Below are 17,902 nucleotides of genomic sequence, written 5' to 3'. Positions count from 1 at the left end.
CCGGCGTCCCGGGTGCGCCTTCCTCGCCGATCGCCGGCCGGACACCGGAGCTCAGGCGTCGTAGTCCTGGTCGAAGCGGTCCTGCGCCTCCTGCTGGGCACGCTGCGAGTCCTGCGACTCCCGCGACTGGTCTCTGCCCCGCGCGGCCCGCTGGGACGCCTCGTCCTTCTTCGAGCCCACGGCGTCCTGCGCCCTGTCCGCGAGCTCGCGCGCCTTGTCCTGGAACTGGTCCTTGATGCCCATGAGGGTTCACTCCTAGAAGGGTGTGAGGGGACGGGGCGGACTCGCCCCTTGGGCCTCGACCAGCGTGGCACGGCGGGTCACCCCGCGCATGTCGACCGGCTACCGCGCGTCACACCCACGCGTCACACCCGTTCGCCGCGCTCCTGCTCGTCGGCCGCGCCGCCCGCGCCCACCAGCCCCTTGGACACCGAGGAGAGCCTCGGTTCGAAGCGGCGCATCTCGCGCTGCCCGACGGAGGCGATGATCCCGGGGAGGTAGCCGCGGGTGGACTGCATCCCGCGCAGCCACCACTGGGCGTAGACGTGCGCGGAGCGGCGCTCGATGCCCGCCACGATCCGGTCGACGGCCGGGCCGAGCGGATACGTGCGGTTCGACGGCCACGGCAGCCGCTGCCGCAGCTCCTTCATCACGTCGTCCTGGTCGGCGCCCCGCACCATGTCCGTGTCGGTCCAGGAGAGATAGCCGACGCCGACCCTCACGCCCTTGTAGGCGACCTCGGCGCGCAGGCTGTGCGCGAAGGCCTCCACGCCGGACTTGGAGGCGCAGTACGCCGTCATCATCGGGGCGGGGGTCATCGCCGCGAGCGAGGCGATCTGGAGGAAGTAGCCGCGCGACTCCATCAGGACGGGCAGGAAGGCCCGGGCCGTGACGGCGCCGCCGATGAGGTTGACCTCGATGACCCGCCGCCAGGCGGCCGGATCGGAGTCGACGAAGGGACCGCCCGAGGCGACACCCGCGTTGGCGACCACGATGTCCACCTTGCCGAAGCGCTCCTTCACCTCGGCGGCGACCGTGGCCATGGCCTCGTGGTCGGTGACGTCCGCGTGCCACCAGTCGGCCTCGGTGTGCAGCCGGCCGGCGACCTCCTTGAGCAGCTCGGGCTCAAGGCCGACCAGGGCGATCTTCGCGCCGCGTGCCGACAGCTTGCGGGCCAGCAGCTCGCCGACCCCTCGGGCGCCGCCGGTGACGACGGCGACCTGCCCCTCCAGACTGACCCTGCTCATGCGCCGGCCTCCTCGTTCTGCTTCGAGTCGCTCTGCTTCGCGCCCAGGTAGGTGAGCGTCAGTTCGCGGATCTGCGCGGTGACGGCCTCCGGGGCCTCCACCGGTGTCATGTGCCCCATCCCGGCCAGCTCGACCAGGCCCGCGCAGTGCGGCAGGGCCTCGGCCATGGCGCGGGAGTGGACCGGCGGGGTGAGCCGGTCGGCGGTGCCGACGAGCACCGCCACGGGCAGCCGCAGCTCCCGCACCCCGGCCTCCAGGTCGAGCCCGGACAGCACGTGGGACCAGCCGACCCGGGCGGCGCGCGGGCAGGCGTGCACGATCCGGGCGCAGGCGTCGACCCGGTCGGGGGCCGAGCCCGGTCCCATCGTCGCGTACTTGAGGATCTTCTTCGAGACGGCGTTGACCGGCCCGAGGGGTGCCTTGGCGCCGAGTACGGAGGCGGTGAGGCGGGTGCGCAGCCGGCCCGGCCGCAGCGGCAGCACCCGCGACTCGGCGGTGAGCCGGGAGGGCCCGGTCGAGCAGAGCAGGACGGCGGCGGCGTAGGTGCGCAGGGCGGGGCGCCCGGCGGCGGCCATCACGGTCATGCCGCCCATGGAGTGCCCGGCCAGGACGGCCCGCTCGCCGGGCCCGAGGGTGGCGGCGAGCACGGCCTCCAGGTCGTCGGCGAGCGCGTCCGTGGCGAATCCCTTGCCGCCGGGGGCGGGCAGGGGGCTGCGTCCGTGGCCGCGCTGGTCGTAGGCGATGACCCGGTGGTCGGCGGCGAGGTCCCGGATCTGGGCGTCCCAGAAGCGGGTGGAGCAGGTCCAGCCGTGGGCGAGGACGACGGCGGGGGCGCCCTCGGGTCCGTACACCTCGACGTGGAGGGTGGAGCCGTCGGCGGAGAGCGCGGTCAGCTCGCGCGCGGCGGGGCTCACTTGGCGCTCTCCTTGCGGCGCGGGGCACGGCGGGCGGCGGCGGGCTTGGCGGCGGCGCGCAGCACCTCGTACTCGGCGAGGTCCACGGTCCGGGTCTCGCGCCGGAACTCGCCGGTGGTGCCGGGCCACAGGGTGGTGTTGCGCCCGTTGGCGTCCAGGTACCAGCTCTCGCAGCCGCCGGACTTCCACACGGTCCGCTCCATGCGGGCCTGGACCTTGCGGTTCCAGGCGCCGACGGCGGAGGGCCGGGCGGCGAGCGCGGCCCGCCCGCCGAGGACGTCGAGCTGGCGCAGGTAGTCGGCCAGGTAGTTCAGCTGGGACTCGATCATGAGGATCATGGAGGAGTTCCCGAGGCCGGTGTTGGGCCCGATGATCGTCATCCAGTTGGGGAAGCCGGCGGCGGTGGCGCCGCGCAGCGACTCCATGCCGCTCTTCCAGTGGTCGGCGAGCGAGCGCCCCTCCTGGCCGATCACGCGGGGGGCGATCGGCATGTCGGTGACGTGGAAGCCGGTGCCGAAGACGATCACGTCGGCCTCGGTCTCGGTGCCGTCGGAGGCGACGAGGACGTTGCCCCGGACCTCCTTGAGCCCGGCGGCGACGACGTCGACGTTGGGCCGGGCGAGCGCCGGGTAGTACGCGTTGGACAGCAGGATCCGCTTGCAGCCGATCCGGTACGAGGGGGTCAGCTTGGCCCGCAGCGCCGGGTCCTTGATCGACTTGGCCATGTTGGCCTTGGCGAGCCGCTCGACCAGGCCCAGCGCGGTGGGGCGCTTGGTGAAGGCGCTGACCTGGAGCTCGCGGATGCCCCAGAGGACGCCTCGGCGGGCGGCCGTGGTGAAGGGGAGCTGGCGGTGCAGCCAGCGCTCGGCGCCGCTGATGGCGCGGTCCGCGCGGGGCATGACCCAGGGGGGCGTGCGCTGGAAGAGGGTGAGCCGGCCGACCTTCGGCTGGATGGCCGGGACGATCTGGATGGCGGAGGCGCCGGTGCCGACGACGGCGACGCGCTTGCCGGTGAGGTCGTGGTCGTGGTCCCACTGGGCGGAGTGGAAGACCTTGCCGGTGAAGCCGTCGAGCCCGGGGATGTCGGGGATCTTGGGGTCGGAGAGCGGCCCGGTGGCGGAGACGACGACGTCGGCGGAGAAGGCGCCGCGGCTCGTCTCGATGTCCCACTTGAGCCCGTCCTCGTCCCAGACCATCCGCATGACCTCGTGCCCGAGGCGCAGGTGCGGCCGGATCCCGAAGGTGTCGGCGACGTGCTCCAGGTAGGCGCGGATGTGGCGCTGGCCGGAGAAGGCGCGGGGCCAGTCGGGGTTGGGGGCGAAGGAGAAGGAGTAGAGGTGGGAGGGGACGTCGCAGGCGCAGCCGGGGTAGCTGTTGTCGCGCCAGGTGCCGCCCACGGATTCGGCCCGCTCCAGGACGACGAAGTCGGTGATCCCCTCGCGCCGCAGCCGGACGGCGGCCCCGAGTCCGCCGAATCCCGATCCGATCACCGCCACCCGTACGTGCTCGTGCTTCGCCATGCCGCCTCCCGTGCGCCCGGCCAAGATTCCGCCAGCAATCACTGGCACAATCGGGACTGTAGAGCAGCGGCATACCGAGCGGTAGGGGTACGACCGGGGAAAGTTACCGGCGGTACAACATAGGCTGGCGGGCGTGTCGAGACGATCAGGAGCAGGGGTGGGGACGCACGGTCCTGAACGGAAGACGGGGGCGGAGGTGACGGCTGTGGCGACCGCGACGCCAGAGACAGGCACGGACAAGGGCACGGGCACGGGCACGGGCACGAACGCAGGCACGGACAGGGACGCGGGCACGGAAACAGGCACAGACGCAGGTGCGGGTTCGGGTTCGGGCACCCGCGAATACCGCATGACCGACCTGGCGGAGGCGGCCGGCATCACCGTGCGCACCCTGCGCTTCTACCGCGAGCGCGGCCTGATCCCGCCGCCGCGCCGGGAGGGCCGGATCGCCTGGTACGACGAGCGCCACCTGGCCCGCCTGCGGACGATCGCCGCACTGCTCGACCGGGGCCACACCCTCAACGGGATCGCCGACCTCACCGCGGCCTTCGAGTCCGGCCGGGACGTGGGCGAGGTCCTCGAACTGGGCACCCCGACGGAGGAGGAGCCGGTCCGGCTGACACCCGAGGAGCTGGCCGACCACTTCGCCGGGGAGGTCACCCCGGAGAACCTGGCGGCGGCGCTGGACCTCGGCTATCTGGCGACGGACGGCGAGGACATCGTCCACGTCAGCCGCCGCCTGCTGGACGTCTCCGCCGCGCTGGTCCGCGAGGGCGTCCCGCTGGCGGCGGTGCTGGCGGCGGGCGGCCGGGTCCGCGAGCACGCGGAGGCACTCGCGGAACTGTTCGCGGCCCTGCTCGGCACGTACGCCGCCGAGCAGGACCTCCAGCGCCTGCGCCCCCTGGCCAAGAGCGTGGTGGAGGCGGAACTCTCGCTGGCCCTGGACCGCCGCCTGCACCCCTGAGGACCCCGGAGGGCGACGGGGCTACACCCCGTAGACGGCGGTGACGGGCGCGTGGTCGCTCCAGCGCTCCTCGTGGGTGGCGGCCCGCTCGACGTACGCCTTGACGGCGCGCGCGGCGAGTCCGGGGGTGGCGACCTGGTAGTCGATCCGCCAGCCGCTGTCGTTGTCGAAGGCGCGCCCGCGGTAGGACCACCAGGAGTAGGGCCCCTCCTGCTCGGGGTGGAGCGCCCGCACGACGTCCACGTAACCGCCCTCCCCCTCCTCGAAGACCCGCCCGAGCCACTCGCGCTCCTCGGGGAGGAAGCCGGCGTTCTTGCGGTTGGCCTTCCAGTTCTTGAGGTCGGCCTCACGGTGGGCGATGTTCCAGTCGCCGCAGACGACGACCTCGCGCCCGTCGGCGGCGGCGCGGGCCTTGAGCTCCTTCAGGTACGGCAGGAACTCGCCCATGAACCGGATCTTCTCGTCCTGCCGCTCCGTCCCGACCTCACCGGAGGGCAGGTAGAGGCTGGCGACGACGACGCCGGGGAGGTCGGCCTCGATGTAGCGCCCGCTGGTGTCGAACTCGCTCGACCCGAAGCCGACGCGCACGGCGTCGGGCTCGCGGCGGGTGTAGAGCGAGACGCCGGCGCGGCCCTTGGCGGCGGCGGGGGCGTGGGCGGTGAACCAGCCCTCGGGGGCGCGGACCTCGGCGGGGAGCTGGGACTCCTCGGCGCGCACTTCCTGGAGGCAGACGGCGTCGGCGGAGGTCTGGGCCAGCCACTCGACGAAGCCCTTCTTGGCGGCGGCCCGGAGTCCGTTGACATTCGCGGTCGTGACAGTGAGCATCCCGGGAGAATACCGACACCACGCGCCAGCCGACAGCATACATGTACCATGCTCCGCATGGATATACGCCCCACGCCGTACGATCACCCCGACGCCGTCAAGCTGAACGACGCCGTGCAGCTCGAATACGCCGAGCGCTACAAGGACGACGACGGCGACGACGGTGAGGGCGACCTCACACCGCTCGACGCGACGATGTTCACCCCGCCGCGGGGCCTCTACCTGATCGCGTACGCGCCCGAGGGCCACCCGGTGGCGACCGGCGGCTGGCGCTCGCAGGAGGCGAACGAGGAGGGGTACGCGGACGGGGACGCCGAGCTGAAGCGGATGTACGTGATCCCCGAGGCCCGCGGCCTGGGCCTGGCCCGCCGCGTCCTGGGCGCCCTGGAGGCGGACGCGCGGGCGGCGGGCCGCACCCGCATGGTCCTGGAGACGGGCACGGCCCAGCCGGAGGCCATCGCCCTCTACACGTCGAGCGGCTACGAGCCGTGCGCGAAGTTCGGCTACTACCGCGACTACCCGAGCAGCCGCTGCTTCGCCAAGACCCTCTGACCCGTCCCCCTGGACGATCCCACCAACTCCTCTCCCGTCGCCCCGGGCAGCGCCCCTCGCCGATCTTCGGACCTTCCGTCAGTTCAGCCCCGCCCCACCCCGGCGGAAGACTCTCCGCCAGAGGCCGCGGCCTGCTCGGGCCGACGCCCATACGGAGGGAACAGCACCATGAGCGGTCAGCTGTACGACGAGATCGGCGAGGCGTTCGAGGGCTTCAAGACCCTTCCGCTGGCCCGCTACGGGGAGGTGCCCGGCTTCCTCGCGCTGGTGGGCGACGTGGCGGGCAGGTCGGTCCTGGACCTGGCCTGCGGAACGGGCTTCTACAGCCGCGAACTGAGGCGCCGGGGCGCCTCCCGGGTGCACGGCGTCGACATCTCCGGCGAGATGATCGCCGCGGCGCGCTCGCTGGAGGAGTCGGAGCCGCTGGGCATCTCGTACGAGGTGGGAGACATAGCCGAACTCCCCGCCCTCCCGGCCCGGTTCGACACGGCGGTGGCGGTGCAGGCGTTCAACTACGCGGACGACGTGGCGACGATCGCGCGGATGACGAAGGCCATCCACCGGAACCTGGCCCCGGGGGCGGACTTCTTCCTCTTCATGCAGAGCCCCGAATTCCGCTTCGGCGGCCCGTCGCTGGCCAAGTACGGCTTCCTCTGCGAGCCGACGGGCGAGGAGAACGAGGTGGGCCCCCAGATCAAGCTGACGGCCCTGCTCGACCCCCCGATCTCCTTCCACGCCCACCCGCCCCGCCGCGAGGTCTACGAGAACACCCTCCAGGCGGCCGGCTTCACGGACCTGACCTGGGTCCCCCTGGAGATCTCCCCGGCGGGCACGGAGAAATACGGCAAGGACTTCTGGACCGACTTCACCGACAACCCGGCCCTGACCATGCTCCACTGCCGAGCCTGACCCCCGGCCCGGGGCCGAACAGAGCACCACCCGACCCCGGGCACGCGGTCACCCCTGATAGGCGAGCACATCCAGCCAGACGCTCAGCAGCGATGCCTCGCCCTTGTAATCCCCCTTGGCGCCCCGCGCCGCCCGCACGCCCCGGTAGTTCCCCACGAGCCGCTCGGCCGTCCGCTCCACAGCCGCGGGCAGCCGATCGCGGATGTCCCCGTCCCAGTCGAAATACGCGGACCTCTCCTCATGCAGCCGCTCCAGGGGCAGGACCTCACGGCACGCGGCCCAGCAGATCAGCTCCGGCGCGTACGCGATGAGGTGCCCGGCCCCGCCCTTCAGCCGCCCCGGCAACGCGCTCAGCGCCTCCCGCGCCTTCTTGCGCGCCTGCACAGCCCGCAGCACCCCCAGCGGCCTCATGCGGTCATGGAAGACCTCCAGGTAGAGCCGGGTGCCGACGGACCCCCAGAACGCCTCAAGGCCCTGTTCCGTATCGACGAGGTTGCTCGCCTCCGGAGTCGGCGACGGCGACAGGCACGTCAACGCCCTGGTGACCTCCGGCATGGTGAACAGGCGCCCGCGCCGCCCTGCGACGGCACCGCGGCGCGGGTCGAAGGAGCCCTCGTCCTCCCAGTCCGCGTCCATGAGCCGGGCGATGTTGGGGCAGTGGATCAGCCCGTCCTGCGCGGTGGGCGCGTTGACGAGCACACCGGCTTCATGATGCAGCCGTGCGGCGAGCCCGGCGCCGGCCCCGCAGTAGATCTCCAGCCGCACGGTCGAGCGCGCGACGTGCTCCGGGCCCAGCGCCGCAGCGGCGTCGGCGATGACGCGGAGGCGCTGGAACCCGTCGATGCACCGCACCCCGTCGACCCACAACTCCCCGCCGAACCCCCGGACACTCCCCGCCCCCGCAACCTCGATGGCGTCCGCCACCAGCACGATGGCCCCCACCGCGCCGAACTCCTCGGGCGTACGGCGCAAGATCTCCGCCAGCCGCCGGTTGGTCGGCGTCTCGCCGAGGAATCCGCGCTTCGCCCGCAGCCGTCGCACGGCGTCGGGCCCCTGCGCGAGGGCAGCCAGGTCACCGGCGGACACGTCCACCACCCACCGCTCGGGCGATTGCATCCGCCGCAGCGGCCTCAACGTAAGAACCGGCCCGGCGGGAAAGGGCCACAACGCGGACGAGAAGTCTCCATTCATGCCGGACTAACCAGCCCGGCCCCGCAATGGTCGCGGTGATCACCCTCACGAAGCGCCTGGGCACGACCAGCAGGAGCCGAAGGAGTTCCGGCAGGCCGATGGCGACGAGATCAGCGCCGCCTTCGGAGTCCGCGTACAGGACCGGGCGTTCCTCGCCGCCGCTTCCGCGGCAGAAGTAGGTGCCCCCGGCACCGTCGCCCGCGAAGCCCTCCGACACCGCACCGTAACGGCAAGGGCTGACACCGCCCGCCGCTGGTTCTGGAGAGGGGCGGCGGCCTGATGTCAGTGGCGGGCAGGTGAATGCGGACCATCGACCGTGACGCCGTAGAGGCCATCCTGGCCGGGGCACCGCTGAGCTACGGGACGGTGGCCTCGTTGTCCTCCACGGCCGACTTCGAAGCGGTGGCGGCGCGCAGGCCCGCAGGCTGGGCTATGCCGTACTCGTCCAGTCGCCAGGAGACGAACGAGCCGTCCCGGATCCCTTCGATGTGGGCGGCGGGAAGGAACGCGTCGCGGAAGTGGGCGGGGTCGCCGGCGATCAGCTCGTCAGGGTGTTCGCGGCGGGCGGTCCGGCTCAAGCCGCTCACCAGCCGGACGGGACGGACCCCGACCGCCCCCACGCGCCCTCTGGATGAGCACCGCCCCGAGCGGACTCGTACAGACCCCGGGAACGACGAAGATCCCGCCCGATCTTGCGATCGGACGGGATCCTCTGTGTCTGTGGACCTGTGGGGATTTGAACCCCAGACCCCCTCGATGCGAACGAGGTGCGCTACCAGACTGCGCCACAGGCCCTTGCGACGTGTGAAACATTAGCATCCCGAGCGGCCTACGCGGAAATCCGCTCCCCCGCAGGTCAGCCGGGGGGCGTCGCGGCCCCCCGGCCGGGGTCATTCGTTGGCCGCCCGGGGGCGGTCGTCGTCCGCGTACTGGTCGAAGAGCGGGGTCCGGCCGTGGTCGCGGCGGGCGCGGGGCTGGGCCGTGCGCTGGCGGGGCGCCGGGGCAGGGGCGGGGGCCGGGGCCGGGTCCGCCGCCGTGGAGGAGCGGGCCGCGCTCCAGGTCTCCGGGTCCGTGATGTCGACGCCGCCCGAGGCGCGCGGGGCGACCGGGGCGGTGACGTACGTCGGGAGCGGCACCGGGACCGGCTCCCAGCTGTCGCCGCGGGCGGGCCCGCGCTCGCGCTGCTGGTCCACCCACTCGGCGTGGTCCGTCTGCTCGACCAGGGCGCGCCGCCCGGCCTCCTGCGGGGAGACCGCCGGCGCGGGCGCCGGGGTCTCGGCGGGGGCCGGTTCGGGCGTCGGGGCGGGCCGCCGGCTCTCGCGCAGGCGCGCGGCGGCGGCCTCCGCGTTGCGGCGGTCCATCACGTAGATGAAGCGCCGCCGCTCCTGGACCCGCAGGTACACGATGTACGCGCTCAGCAGCACCGCCGGGACGCCGGGCGCCCACAGGAAGGCGAGGCCGCCGACGGCCGCGACGACCGCGCCGAGCGTGAAGGCCAGGAACAGGAGCACGGTGGTGCGCCGGCGCCGGGCCAGCGCCTTGCCCCGGCGCGCCCGTTCGGCCGCCGCACTCGGCGCACGCCGGGCGGACGCCGGGGCGCCCCCCGGAGCGGGCGCGGGCGCCGAGGCGGGCGCCTGAGGCTGGTGCGGGGGCTGGGGCTGGGCGGGGGCCGGGTCCGGGAACTCCAGGCGGGCTTCCGTCCTGGCCGCGGGCGCGCTGAAGCCCCGGACGTCGACCGAGCTCAGATGCTCCGTCGCCGCGTCCGGGTCCACCTCGGGCGCCACTCCCTCGGCCGCGCGATCCCGGTCCCTGAGCTCCTTGGCGTACCGGCGCTCCATTCCCGCCCGTCCGGACAGCAGCCGGATGGCGGTGCTGAAGCGTTCCGTCGGACGGGCTTCGTTCAGCTCGTCCTGCCTGCGGAGCCACATCGGCACCAGGTAGGCGGCCCAGGCCCCGACGATGACTGCGTAGATGAGGCCGCTGCTGCTCACGCCTCACACCGTAGAGGGGTTCACACGGAGGGATCGGCCAATTGGGCCGGTGTGTCGCACGATCTGGCTGATATCACTGAATTTTTTTGTGATTGTTCAGACCGATTGAGCGCTTTGGGTGCCAACTGGGGATGAAATTCGAACACTTATGGCATTTCAATGGTGCTGACGGCGCGCCTGATGCCACCGGCGCAGCAGCCCCTCCGGGACCTCCTCAGCCGTCAGCGCGAACACCAGGTGATCCCGCCACGCCCCGTCGATGTGGAGGTACCGGGGCCGCAGCCCCTCCTCCCGGAAGCCCAGCTTCTCCACCACCCGCCGCGACGGGCCGTTCTCCGGCCGGATGCACACCTCCATCCGGTGCAGCCCCACCGCCCGGAAGCAGTGGTCGACCGCGAGCGCGACCGCCGTCGGCATGACGCCCCGCCCGGCCACCTCGCCGTCCACCCAGTACCCCACGTGCCCCGAGCACATCGAGCCCCAGGTGATCCCCGCCACCGTCAACTGCCCCACCAGACGACCCTGGTACTCGATCACGAACGGCAGCATCCGCCCCGCGTTCGCCTCGCCCCGCAGATGGCGCACCATCTGGCGGTACGTCGGGCGCTGCGCCACCGGCCCGCCCGGACCCGCCGGCGGGACGGTCGCCTCCCAGGGCCGCAGCCAGTCCCGGTTGCGCCGGTTCACCTCGCGCCAGGCCCGCTGGTCGCGCATCTTTATCGGCCGGAGCAGCACGTCGCCGTCCACCAGCACCACGGGCCAGGACGGGGTCATGACTCCGGGTCCGCTTCCGCCGCGGGTCTCGGGTGGTCGCCGCCGCGGATCTGGTCGACGGCGTGCGTGAGCAGCGGCTCCAGGACGGCCAGCCCGTCCCGTACCCCGCCGGTCGAGCCCGGCAGGTTCACGATCAGCGTGCCCCCGGCCACCCCGGCGAGCCCCCGGGAGAGCGCCGCCGTCGGCACCTTCTCCCGGCCGTACGCCCGGATCGCCTCCGGGATGCCGGGGATCTCCCGCTCCAGGACCCGGCGGGTCACCTCGGGCGTCTCGTCGGTCGGCGAGATGCCCGTACCGCCGGTGGTGACGATCACGTCGTACCCGGCGGCGATCCCGGCGCGCAGCGCGGCCTCGACCGGCGCGCCGTCCGGGACGACCTGGGGGCCCTCCACCGCGAAGCCGGACCCGCGCAGCGCCTCGGCGATCAGCGGACCGCCCTTGTCCGCGTAGACCCCGGCCGCCGCCCGGTTGGAGGCGGTGACGACCAGCGCCGTGTACGGGGCGGTGCCCGTGCCCGTCACGCCTCGCTCCGCGTCCAGTGGCCCGACTTTCCGCCCGTCTTCTCCTCGACCCGCACCTCGGAGATGACCGCGCCCTTGTCGACCGCCTTCACCATGTCCACCACGGTCAGCGCCGCCACCGACACCGCCGTCAGGGCCTCCATCTCGACGCCCGTGCGGTCCGTGGTCTTCACGGTCGCCAGGATCTCGACGGCGTCGTCCGCGACCGACAGGTCCAGCGTCACACCGGAGACCGCCAGCGGGTGACAGAGCGGGATCAGGTCCGGGGTCCGCTTCGCGCCCATGATCCCGGCGATCCGCGCGGTGGCGAGCGCGTCGCCCTTCGGCACGCCCTCGCCCCGGAGCAGCTCGATCACGCGCGGCGAGACGAGGACCCGGCCGCTCGCGCGGGCGGTGCGGGCCGTGACGTCCTTCGCGGAGACGTCGACCATGCGGGCCGCCCCCGCCTCGTCGATGTGGGTGAGTCCTTGCTGCGTGCTCATGGCGGTTGACACTCCCGGTCGCTGTGTGGGAGGACACGGTACCCCCACCAGGGCCTCCTCAGCCGAGGAGGACCACGTCCAGCTCCGTGCCGGGCTCGACGGCGGTCACCTCCTCCGGTACGACGAGCAGCGCGTCCGCGTGCGCGAGCGCGCCGATCAGGTGCGAGCCCGCGCCGCCCACGGGGGTGACGGCACCCGCCTCCGCGTCGTACGCCCCCCGCAGGTACTGCCGGCGGCCCTCCGGCGAGGACAGCGGCCGGTCCGCCTTCAGCACCGCCCGGACCGTCGGCCGCGCGGTGTCGGCCCGGTCGGCGAGCCCCCTCAGCGCCCGGATCGCGGGCCGCACGAACAGCTCGAACGACACGTACGACGAGACCGGGTTGCCCGGCAGCGCCAGCAGGGGGATCTGCTCCTGCCCGATCATCCCGAAGCCCTGCGGCTTGCCCGGCTGCATGGCCAGCTTGCGGAAGTCCACCTCGCCGTCCGCCGTCAGCGCCTCCTTGACGACGTCGTACGCCCCCACGCTGACCCCGCCGGTGGTGACGATCAGATCCGCCCGGATCAGCTGGTCCTCGATCGCCGACCGCAGCGACTCGGCGTCGTCCGCGACCGCCGGCACCCGGAAGGCCAGCGCCCCGGCGTCCCGCGCGGCGGCGGCCAGCGCGAAGCTGTTCGAGTCGTAGATCTGGCCCTCGGCCAACGGCTCGCCCGGCTGCGCCAGTTCGCTCCCCGTCGAGATCACGACCACGCGCGGGCGGGGCCGCACCCGCACCGTGCCCCGGCCGATCGCGGCCAGCAGGCCGATCTGCGGCGGCCCGAGGACCGTGCCCGCCGCCAGCGCCAGCTCGCCCGCCCGGACGTCGCTACCGCGCTCCCGCACATGCTCCCGGGCCGCCGCCGCGCGGTGCACCCGGACCTCGCCCGCCGCGCCCTCCGGCGCGGCGCTCGCGGGGCGCATCGCGCCGGCCGCGCCCCCGCCCGTACCGCCGTCGGTCCACTCGACCGGGACGACCGCCTCCGCGCCGGGCGGCAGCGGCGCGCCCGTCATGATCCGGGCGGCCTGCCCGGGGCCGACCTCGGGCAGCCCGTCCGCGCCCGCGGCGACGTCGCCGATCACCGTGAGGACCGCCGGGAACTCCTCGCTCGCCCCGGCCACGTCCGCGACCCGGACCGCGTACCCGTCCATGGAGCTGTTGTCGAAGGGCGGCAGCGCGACCGGCACCGTGACGTCCTCGACCAGGACGCAGCCCTGCGCCTCCGGCAGTTGCAGCTCGATGGGTTCGAGCGGGGCGACCGCCGCCAGGACGTCGGCGAGGTGCTCGTCGACCGACCACAGGCCGCGGGCGGGGCCGGCGCAGGGGTCGGCCGATCCCCGCTCGGCCGATCCCCGCTCGGCCGTGCCGGAGTCCGAGGGGCCGTGGTCCGACGGTGCCGTACTGCTGCTCACAGTGCTACATCTCCTCGTTGACGTACCTGCGGAGCCAGGTCCGGAAGTCCGGTCCCAGATCTTCACGTTCGCACGCCAGTCTGACAATGGCACGCAGATAGTCGCCGCGGTCCCCGGTGTCGTAGCGCCGGCCCTTGAAGACCACGCCGTGCACCGGACCGCCGACCCGCTCGTCCTGGACCAGCTTCTGCAGGGCGTCGGTGAGCTGGATCTCCCCGCCGCGACCCGGCTCGGTCTCCCGCAGTATCCCGAAGACGGCCGGGTCGAGGACATAGCGGCCGATGACCGCGTAGGTGCTGGGCGCCTCCGCCGGGTCCGGCTTCTCCACCAGGCCCGACACCTTCACCACGTCCGACTCGCCCGTCGGGCCGACCGCCGCGCAGCCGTAGAGGTGGATCTGCGAGGGCTCCACCTCCATGAGCGCCACCACGCTGCCGCCGAACCGCTCCCGGACCTCGACCATCCGCGCCAGCAGCGGGTCGCGCGGGTCGATCAGGTCGTCGCCCAGGAGTACGGCGAAGGGCTCGTCGCCCACGTGCGGCTGCGCGCACAGCACCGCGTGGCCGAGCCCGCGCGGGTCGCCCTGGCGCACGTAGTGCATGGTCGCCAGGTCGCTGGACTCCTGCACCTTCGCCAGGCGCTGCTCGTCGCCCTTGCGGCTCAGCGCCTCCTCCAGCTCGTAGTTCCGGTCGAAGTGGTCCTCCAGGGGCCGCTTGTTGCGCCCGGTGACCATCAGGACGTCCGAGAGCCCGGCCGCGACGGCCTCCTCGACGACGTACTGGATCGCCGGTTTGTCCACGACCGGAAGCATCTCCTTGGGCGTCGCCTTGGTCGCCGGGAGGAACCGGGTGCCGAGACCGGCGGCCGGGATGACAGCCTTGGTGAGGGACGGCGTCTGAGTCATGCGCTGCACCCTAGCCGTTCGGTATGGGAGGAAGATGAGCATCCCGTGAGCTTCTTCAACCTCGTACCGCTACCACCCGATACAAGAGGAATTCGAGCCGCGTTGAGCCAGGATCCGGGTCAGGAACCGTCCGAGAAGACCGTCTTGCGCCGCGCCCTCCTGGGCGCCCGCGCCGCCTTGACGCCCGACGACACCGCGCGGGCCGCCGAAGCCCTGGCGGACTCCGCGCTGGAGCTCGCCGAGCTCGCCGGGGCCGGCACCGTCGCCGCGTACGTCTCGGTGGGGCGCGAACCGGGCACGCGCGCCCTCCTGGACGCGCTGCGCGAGCGGGGCGTACGCGTCCTGCTGCCCGTACTGCTGCCCGACAACGACCTCGACTGGGCCGCGTACGAGGGCCCCGACCGGCTCGCCAAGGCCGGCCGCGGGCTGCTCGAACCCGTCGGCGAGCGCCTGGGCCCCGACGCCGTCCGCACGGCCGACGCGGTGCTCCTGCCGGGGCTCGCCGTCGACGCGCGCGGGATGCGGCTCGGCCGCGGCGGCGGCTCGTACGACCGCGTCCTCGCCCGGCTCGCCCGCGCGGGGGCCCGCCCGCCGCTCGTCGTGCTCCTCTACGCGAACGAGGTGGTCGCGCGGGTCCCGGAGGAACCGCACGACCACCCCGTGCACGCGGTGGTCACCCCGGGGGGCGTCCGGCGCTTCGCGCCCTGACACCCCCCGCGCTCCGGCCCTAGGGCTGGAGCGTCAGGGTGTCCTTGGTGGCGGCGTCGACCGCCGCCTTCCCGTACGCCCAGTCCAGCAGCTCGCCCTTGACCCACTTGTCGGTCTGGTCCGTGTAGTGGCTGTGGAAGGCGTGGCCGGAGGCGCCGGTGAGGTTGATCCACCGGGACTTGTCCCAGTCGCCGACGTTGACGACCATCCGCATCGAGGGCACCCAGATGACGTCGTAGCCGCCGGCCGCGTTCCAGCCGGTGGCGTTGACGGCCGCCTCGCCGCCGCCCAGGTTCCACGGGCCGCGGTTGAGCAGCTGCTGCACGAGGCCGGGGCCCGCGGTGCCGAGGGTCTGGTTCTTCAGCGTCAGCTGGTGCAGCCGGCCCCAGCTCCAGGTCGAGACGTCCTTGCCGAGCTTGGCCGTCAGCTCCCAGCGGGCGTCCTTCATGGCCTGCGCGAGCAGCTGGTCACGGGTCTCGGTGGGGGCGTTCAGCCGGTCGCCCGGCGTCTTCCACCACTCGCTCTTCTCCTGCTGCAGCAGCGGGCGGACCACCTCGTACCAGCGGTCGCCGCCGTCCGGCTGCGCCGAGTCGGCGGCGCGGTCGCCGCACTCGCGGACCAGCTTGTTCTGCTCGTCGACCGGGCCGGTCGCGTCGGTGCGGCGCACGTTGATGCAGTCGCCCTCGACGCGCAGCTCCTTGGGCAGCTTGTTGCCGAAGGCCAGCTTGAGGACGTTGCGCCAGACCGCGTTGAAGTACGCGGCGGCGGCCGAGTCGGGCTCCTGGGTGTAGTCCCAGCCCTCCAGCAGCTTCTGCGCCTCGCGGACCTGCGGGTCGGCGACGTCGATCTTCAGCAGCAGCGGGTTCAGCAGGGTCGCGATCTCGCTGCGGTTGTCCATCTGCATGGTCTGCATGTCGTCCGGCGAGATCTTGCCGCCGTCCTTGATCTTCGACTCGATGAGGTCGTTGATCCGCTGGCTGCGCGAGCCGTAGCCCCAGTCCTTGGTGAGCAGGTAGGGGTACTTCTTCTCGTCGATGACGGCCTGGTTCGCGGTCACGATGTAGCCGCGCGCCGGGTCGTACTCGTAGGGCAGCTCCTTGAAGGGGATGTAGCCCTTCCAGTCGTACGAGGAGTCCCAGCCGGGCACGGGCAGGGTGCCGTCGCCCTTGCTGCGGACCGGGATCTTGCCGGGCGACTGGTAGCCGATGTGGCCCTCGGTGTCGGCGTAGATCAGGTTCTGGGAGGGGACCTCGAAGTTCTTGGCCGCGGCGCGGAAGCTCGTGAAGTCCTTGGCGCGGTTGAGCTCGAAGACGGCGTCCATCGACTTGCCCGGCTGGAGCGCGGTCCAGCGCAGCGCGACCCCGTAACCGGTGCCCCGGTCGGGGGCGGCGTTGCCGACGGGGGCGCTCTGGCCGACCTTCTCCAGCTCGGAGGAGCGGTCGGAGAGCAGCGGGCCGTGTTCGGTGGAGCGGACCGTGATGGTGCGGTCGCCGCCGCCGGCGACCTTGATGGTCTCCTCGCGGGTGCGGAACGGCTTGACCTTGCCGTCGACCAGGTAGCCCTGCTCGCCGATCTTCTCCAGGTAGAGGTCGGTGACGTCGGCGCCGAGGTTGGTGAAGCCCCAGGCGATGGAGTCGTTGTGGCCGATGATCACGCCGGGGGTGCCGGAGAAGCTGTAGCCGGCGACGTCGTAGCGGCAGGTCGCCGAGACGGAGCGGCAGTGCAGGCCCATCTGGTACCAGAGCGACGGCAGCATCGGCGCGAGGTGCGGGTCGTTGGCGAGCAGCGGCTTGCCGGAGGTCGTGTACTTCCCGGAGACGACCCAGGAGTTCGAGCCGATGCCGTTGCCGTTGGGGCCGAGCAGCGCGGGGATCTCGTCGAGGGCGTCGGAGAGCCGGGCGAGCTGGGTCCGCGTGCCGCCGAGCGCGTCGGCGCCGCTGGAGCCGCCGCCCGTGCCGTGCGCCTCGGCCTTGGGGTCGAACTTCCCGGTGATCTTGTCGACGGCGCCCTTGGAGACGATCGGCTGGTGGATCTCGTACGGGTAGCCCGGGTAGAGGTCCTTGATCTGCTGCGGGGTGAGCCGGGCGGCCATCAGCGAACGGTCGATCTCGTCCTGCATGTTGCCGCGCAGGTCCCAGGCCATCGCCTTGAGCCAGGCCACCGAGTCCACCGGGCTCCACGGCTCGATCGTGTAGTCGCCGGTGAAGGCCAGCGCCGCGTACTCGACGGAGATGTCCGAGGGGTCCCGGTCCTTGAGGTAGGCGTTGACGCCCTCGGCGTAGGCCTGGAGGTTCTTCTTGGTGTCCGCCGACAGGACCTTGTCGTACTCCTCCTGCGCGACCTGCCGCCAGCCGAGCGTCCGTAGGAAGGCGTCGGTGTCGACCTGGCTCTTGCCGAACATCTCGGAGAGGCGGCCGGCCGTCATGTGACGGCGGACGTCCATCTCGTAGAAGCGGTCCTGCGCCTGGACGTAGCCCTGGGCGCGGAAGAGGTCGGCCTCGCTGTCGGCGTAGATCTGCGGGACGCCGTAAGCGTCGCGCTTCACCTCCACCGGTCCGGAGAGCTTGTCGATCCGGAGGGTGCCCGTGGTCTGCGGGAACGAGCCCCGGACGGTGCTGACGCCCCAGTACGCCCCGTACCCGACGCCCGCGACCAGCGCGAGGACCAGGACGAGGACGATCAGGCGGGCACGCCGCCCCTTCTTCTTGGCGGGGGGCGCGGTCGTGTTGGAGGGCATCGCTGTCCTTCGAGGGGCAGGGTGGTCCTGGAGTACGGGAGCAACCTTAGGCGCAGCGCCAGGAAGGCCTGGACGCGGTGTCAGGAAGAGAACCGTCAGGAGAACCGTACTTATACGTACGACTGTGCGATGTAACACCAAGGAGGCGTCAAGAAAGCGTTAAAGATTAGGTAAGGTAACGAAGTACCGGCGCTGGAGGAACGATCCAGCTGCGCG

17 protein-coding genes, 1 tRNA gene and 1 pseudogene are annotated in these 17,902 nt (G+C 72.6%); 4 read left to right on the top strand and 15 right to left on the bottom strand.

The features are described 5' to 3' along the window. Positions 1–51: 51 nt before the first annotated feature. From ACZ6J5_RS20045 to ACZ6J5_RS20030, 4 genes are all read right to left on the bottom strand, one after another. Positions 52–243, bottom strand: a complete 192-nt coding sequence (locus tag ACZ6J5_RS20045) for a hypothetical protein (RefSeq protein WP_469393279.1) — start codon at positions 241–243, stop codon at positions 52–54. A gap of 122 nt (positions 244–365) precedes the next feature. After that, positions 366–1,247, bottom strand: a complete 882-nt coding sequence (locus ACZ6J5_RS20040; protein WP_469393277.1) for an SDR family oxidoreductase — start codon at positions 1,245–1,247, stop codon at positions 366–368. Next, entirely contained in the window at positions 1,244–2,161 is a 918-nt protein-coding gene (locus tag ACZ6J5_RS20035; RefSeq protein ID WP_469393275.1) for an alpha/beta fold hydrolase, read from the bottom strand. The genes ACZ6J5_RS20040 and ACZ6J5_RS20035 overlap by 4 nt, the downstream gene beginning before the upstream one ends. After that, positions 2,158–3,681 (bottom strand): flavin-containing monooxygenase, encoded by a 1,524-nt coding sequence (locus ACZ6J5_RS20030; RefSeq protein WP_469393273.1) that lies wholly within the window; start codon positions 3,679–3,681, stop codon positions 2,158–2,160. Before ACZ6J5_RS20030 ends, ACZ6J5_RS20035 begins: the two co-directional genes overlap by 4 nt. 349 nt (positions 3,682–4,030) lie before the next feature. Between ACZ6J5_RS20030 and ACZ6J5_RS20025 the strand changes: the two genes are divergently transcribed. Continuing rightward, on the top strand, positions 4,031–4,645 hold the full coding sequence (locus tag ACZ6J5_RS20025) for a MerR family transcriptional regulator (RefSeq protein WP_469393271.1): 615 nt from the start codon (positions 4,031–4,033) through the stop codon (positions 4,643–4,645). Between the two features lie 21 nt (positions 4,646–4,666). On the opposite strand, the gene ACZ6J5_RS20020 is transcribed toward ACZ6J5_RS20025, so the two are convergent. Beyond that, positions 4,667–5,470: an exodeoxyribonuclease III gene (locus tag ACZ6J5_RS20020; RefSeq protein WP_469393269.1), complete on the bottom strand. Its 804-nt coding sequence runs from the start codon at positions 5,468–5,470 to the stop codon at positions 4,667–4,669. 57 nt (positions 5,471–5,527) lie between these two features. On the opposite strand from ACZ6J5_RS20020, the gene ACZ6J5_RS20015 reads away from it, so the two are divergent. Together ACZ6J5_RS20015 and ACZ6J5_RS20010 are read left to right on the top strand one after the other, a co-directional pair. Then, a complete protein-coding gene (locus ACZ6J5_RS20015) occupies positions 5,528–6,022 on the top strand; it encodes a GNAT family N-acetyltransferase (RefSeq protein WP_469393267.1) in 495 nt (164 codons plus the stop codon). Positions 6,023–6,190: 168 nt separating this feature from the next. Beyond that, a complete protein-coding gene (locus tag ACZ6J5_RS20010) occupies positions 6,191–6,931 on the top strand; it encodes a class I SAM-dependent methyltransferase (RefSeq protein WP_469393266.1) in 741 nt (246 codons plus the stop codon). Between the two features lie 48 nt (positions 6,932–6,979). Here the strand turns inward: ACZ6J5_RS20010 and ACZ6J5_RS20005 are convergent, their stop codons facing one another. From ACZ6J5_RS20005 to galU, 9 genes and pseudogenes are all read right to left on the bottom strand, one after another. Further along, positions 6,980–8,047, bottom strand: a complete 1,068-nt coding sequence (locus ACZ6J5_RS20005; protein WP_469393264.1) for a hypothetical protein — start codon at positions 8,045–8,047, stop codon at positions 6,980–6,982. Positions 8,048–8,559: 512 nt separating this feature from the next. Continuing rightward, positions 8,560–8,655, bottom strand: a pseudogene (locus ACZ6J5_RS20000) (nuclear transport factor 2 family protein); the annotation flags it as partial. A 188-nt stretch (positions 8,656–8,843) separates the two neighbouring features. Continuing rightward, a tRNA-Ala gene (locus tag ACZ6J5_RS19995) sits at positions 8,844–8,917 on the bottom strand. A 95-nt stretch (positions 8,918–9,012) separates the two neighbouring features. Further along, positions 9,013–10,113: a divisome protein SepX/GlpR gene (sepX, locus tag ACZ6J5_RS19990; RefSeq protein ID WP_469393262.1), complete on the bottom strand. Its 1,101-nt coding sequence runs from the start codon at positions 10,111–10,113 to the stop codon at positions 9,013–9,015. Positions 10,114–10,269: 156 nt separating this feature from the next. Continuing rightward, positions 10,270–10,887, bottom strand: coding sequence for a GNAT family N-acetyltransferase (locus ACZ6J5_RS19985; RefSeq protein WP_469393260.1), 618 nt, complete (start codon positions 10,885–10,887; stop codon positions 10,270–10,272). After that, the gene (locus ACZ6J5_RS19980; protein WP_469393258.1) at positions 10,884–11,408 is read right to left on the bottom strand and encodes a MogA/MoaB family molybdenum cofactor biosynthesis protein; all 525 of its coding nucleotides are present in this window, start codon (positions 11,406–11,408) and stop codon (positions 10,884–10,886) included. Before ACZ6J5_RS19980 ends, ACZ6J5_RS19985 begins: the two co-directional genes overlap by 4 nt. Next, positions 11,405–11,890 carry a cyclic pyranopterin monophosphate synthase MoaC gene (gene moaC / locus ACZ6J5_RS19975; protein WP_469393256.1) on the bottom strand — a complete coding sequence of 162 codons (486 nt, stop codon included), beginning with the start codon at positions 11,888–11,890 and terminating at the stop codon, positions 11,405–11,407. The genes ACZ6J5_RS19980 and moaC overlap by 4 nt, the downstream gene beginning before the upstream one ends. A 58-nt stretch (positions 11,891–11,948) precedes the next feature. Then, a complete protein-coding gene (gene glp, locus ACZ6J5_RS19970; protein WP_469393583.1) occupies positions 11,949–13,226 on the bottom strand; it encodes a molybdotransferase-like divisome protein Glp in 1,278 nt (425 codons plus the stop codon). 115 nt (positions 13,227–13,341) lie between these two features. After that, positions 13,342–14,241, bottom strand: coding sequence for a UTP--glucose-1-phosphate uridylyltransferase GalU (gene galU / locus ACZ6J5_RS19965; RefSeq protein WP_469393254.1), 900 nt, complete (start codon positions 14,239–14,241; stop codon positions 13,342–13,344). 144 nt (positions 14,242–14,385) lie between these two features. Between galU and ACZ6J5_RS19960 the strand changes: the two genes are divergently transcribed. Next, positions 14,386–14,949: a 5-formyltetrahydrofolate cyclo-ligase gene (locus ACZ6J5_RS19960; protein ID WP_469393252.1), complete on the top strand. Its 564-nt coding sequence runs from the start codon at positions 14,386–14,388 to the stop codon at positions 14,947–14,949. A gap of 19 nt (positions 14,950–14,968) precedes the next feature. Here ACZ6J5_RS19960 and ACZ6J5_RS19955 read toward each other — a convergent pair whose 3' ends face one another. Continuing rightward, complete coding sequence (locus ACZ6J5_RS19955; protein ID WP_469393250.1) at positions 14,969–17,686, bottom strand: penicillin acylase family protein; 2,718 nt, start codon at positions 17,684–17,686, stop codon at positions 14,969–14,971. Positions 17,687–17,902 lie beyond the last annotated feature (216 nt).

The organism is Streptomyces sp. NPDC042100 (genome assembly GCF_055582325.1).
Note: the sequence above shows the minus strand (reverse complement) of the source record. Positions and strands in the feature narration are given on the sequence as shown.

Excerpts from the sequence above, each read along its gene's own strand:
- ACZ6J5_RS20045 (WP_469393279.1), bottom strand. The coding sequence starts at position 243 with ATGGGCATCAAGGACCAGTTCCAGGACAAGGCGCGCGAGCTCGCGGAC.
- ACZ6J5_RS20040 (WP_469393277.1), bottom strand. The coding sequence starts at position 1,247 with ATGAGCAGGGTCAGTCTGGAGGGGCAGGTCGCCGTCGTCACCGGCGGC.
- ACZ6J5_RS20030 (WP_469393273.1), bottom strand. The coding sequence starts at position 3,681 with ATGGCGAAGCACGAGCACGTACGGGTGGCGGTGATCGGATCGGGATTC.
- ACZ6J5_RS20025 (WP_469393271.1), top strand. The coding sequence starts at position 4,031 with ATGACCGACCTGGCGGAGGCGGCCGGCATCACCGTGCGCACCCTGCGC.
- ACZ6J5_RS20020 (WP_469393269.1), bottom strand. The coding sequence starts at position 5,470 with ATGCTCACTGTCACGACCGCGAATGTCAACGGACTCCGGGCCGCCGCC.
- ACZ6J5_RS20015 (WP_469393267.1), top strand. The coding sequence starts at position 5,528 with ATGGATATACGCCCCACGCCGTACGATCACCCCGACGCCGTCAAGCTG.
- ACZ6J5_RS20010 (WP_469393266.1), top strand. The coding sequence starts at position 6,191 with ATGAGCGGTCAGCTGTACGACGAGATCGGCGAGGCGTTCGAGGGCTTC.
- ACZ6J5_RS20005 (WP_469393264.1), bottom strand. The coding sequence starts at position 8,047 with ATGCAATCGCCCGAGCGGTGGGTGGTGGACGTGTCCGCCGGTGACCTG.
- ACZ6J5_RS19985 (WP_469393260.1), bottom strand. The coding sequence starts at position 10,887 with ATGACCCCGTCCTGGCCCGTGGTGCTGGTGGACGGCGACGTGCTGCTC.
- moaC (WP_469393256.1), bottom strand. The coding sequence starts at position 11,890 with ATGAGCACGCAGCAAGGACTCACCCACATCGACGAGGCGGGGGCGGCC.
- galU (WP_469393254.1), bottom strand. The coding sequence starts at position 14,241 with ATGACTCAGACGCCGTCCCTCACCAAGGCTGTCATCCCGGCCGCCGGT.
- ACZ6J5_RS19955 (WP_469393250.1), bottom strand. The coding sequence starts at position 17,686 with ATGCCCTCCAACACGACCGCGCCCCCCGCCAAGAAGAAGGGGCGGCGT.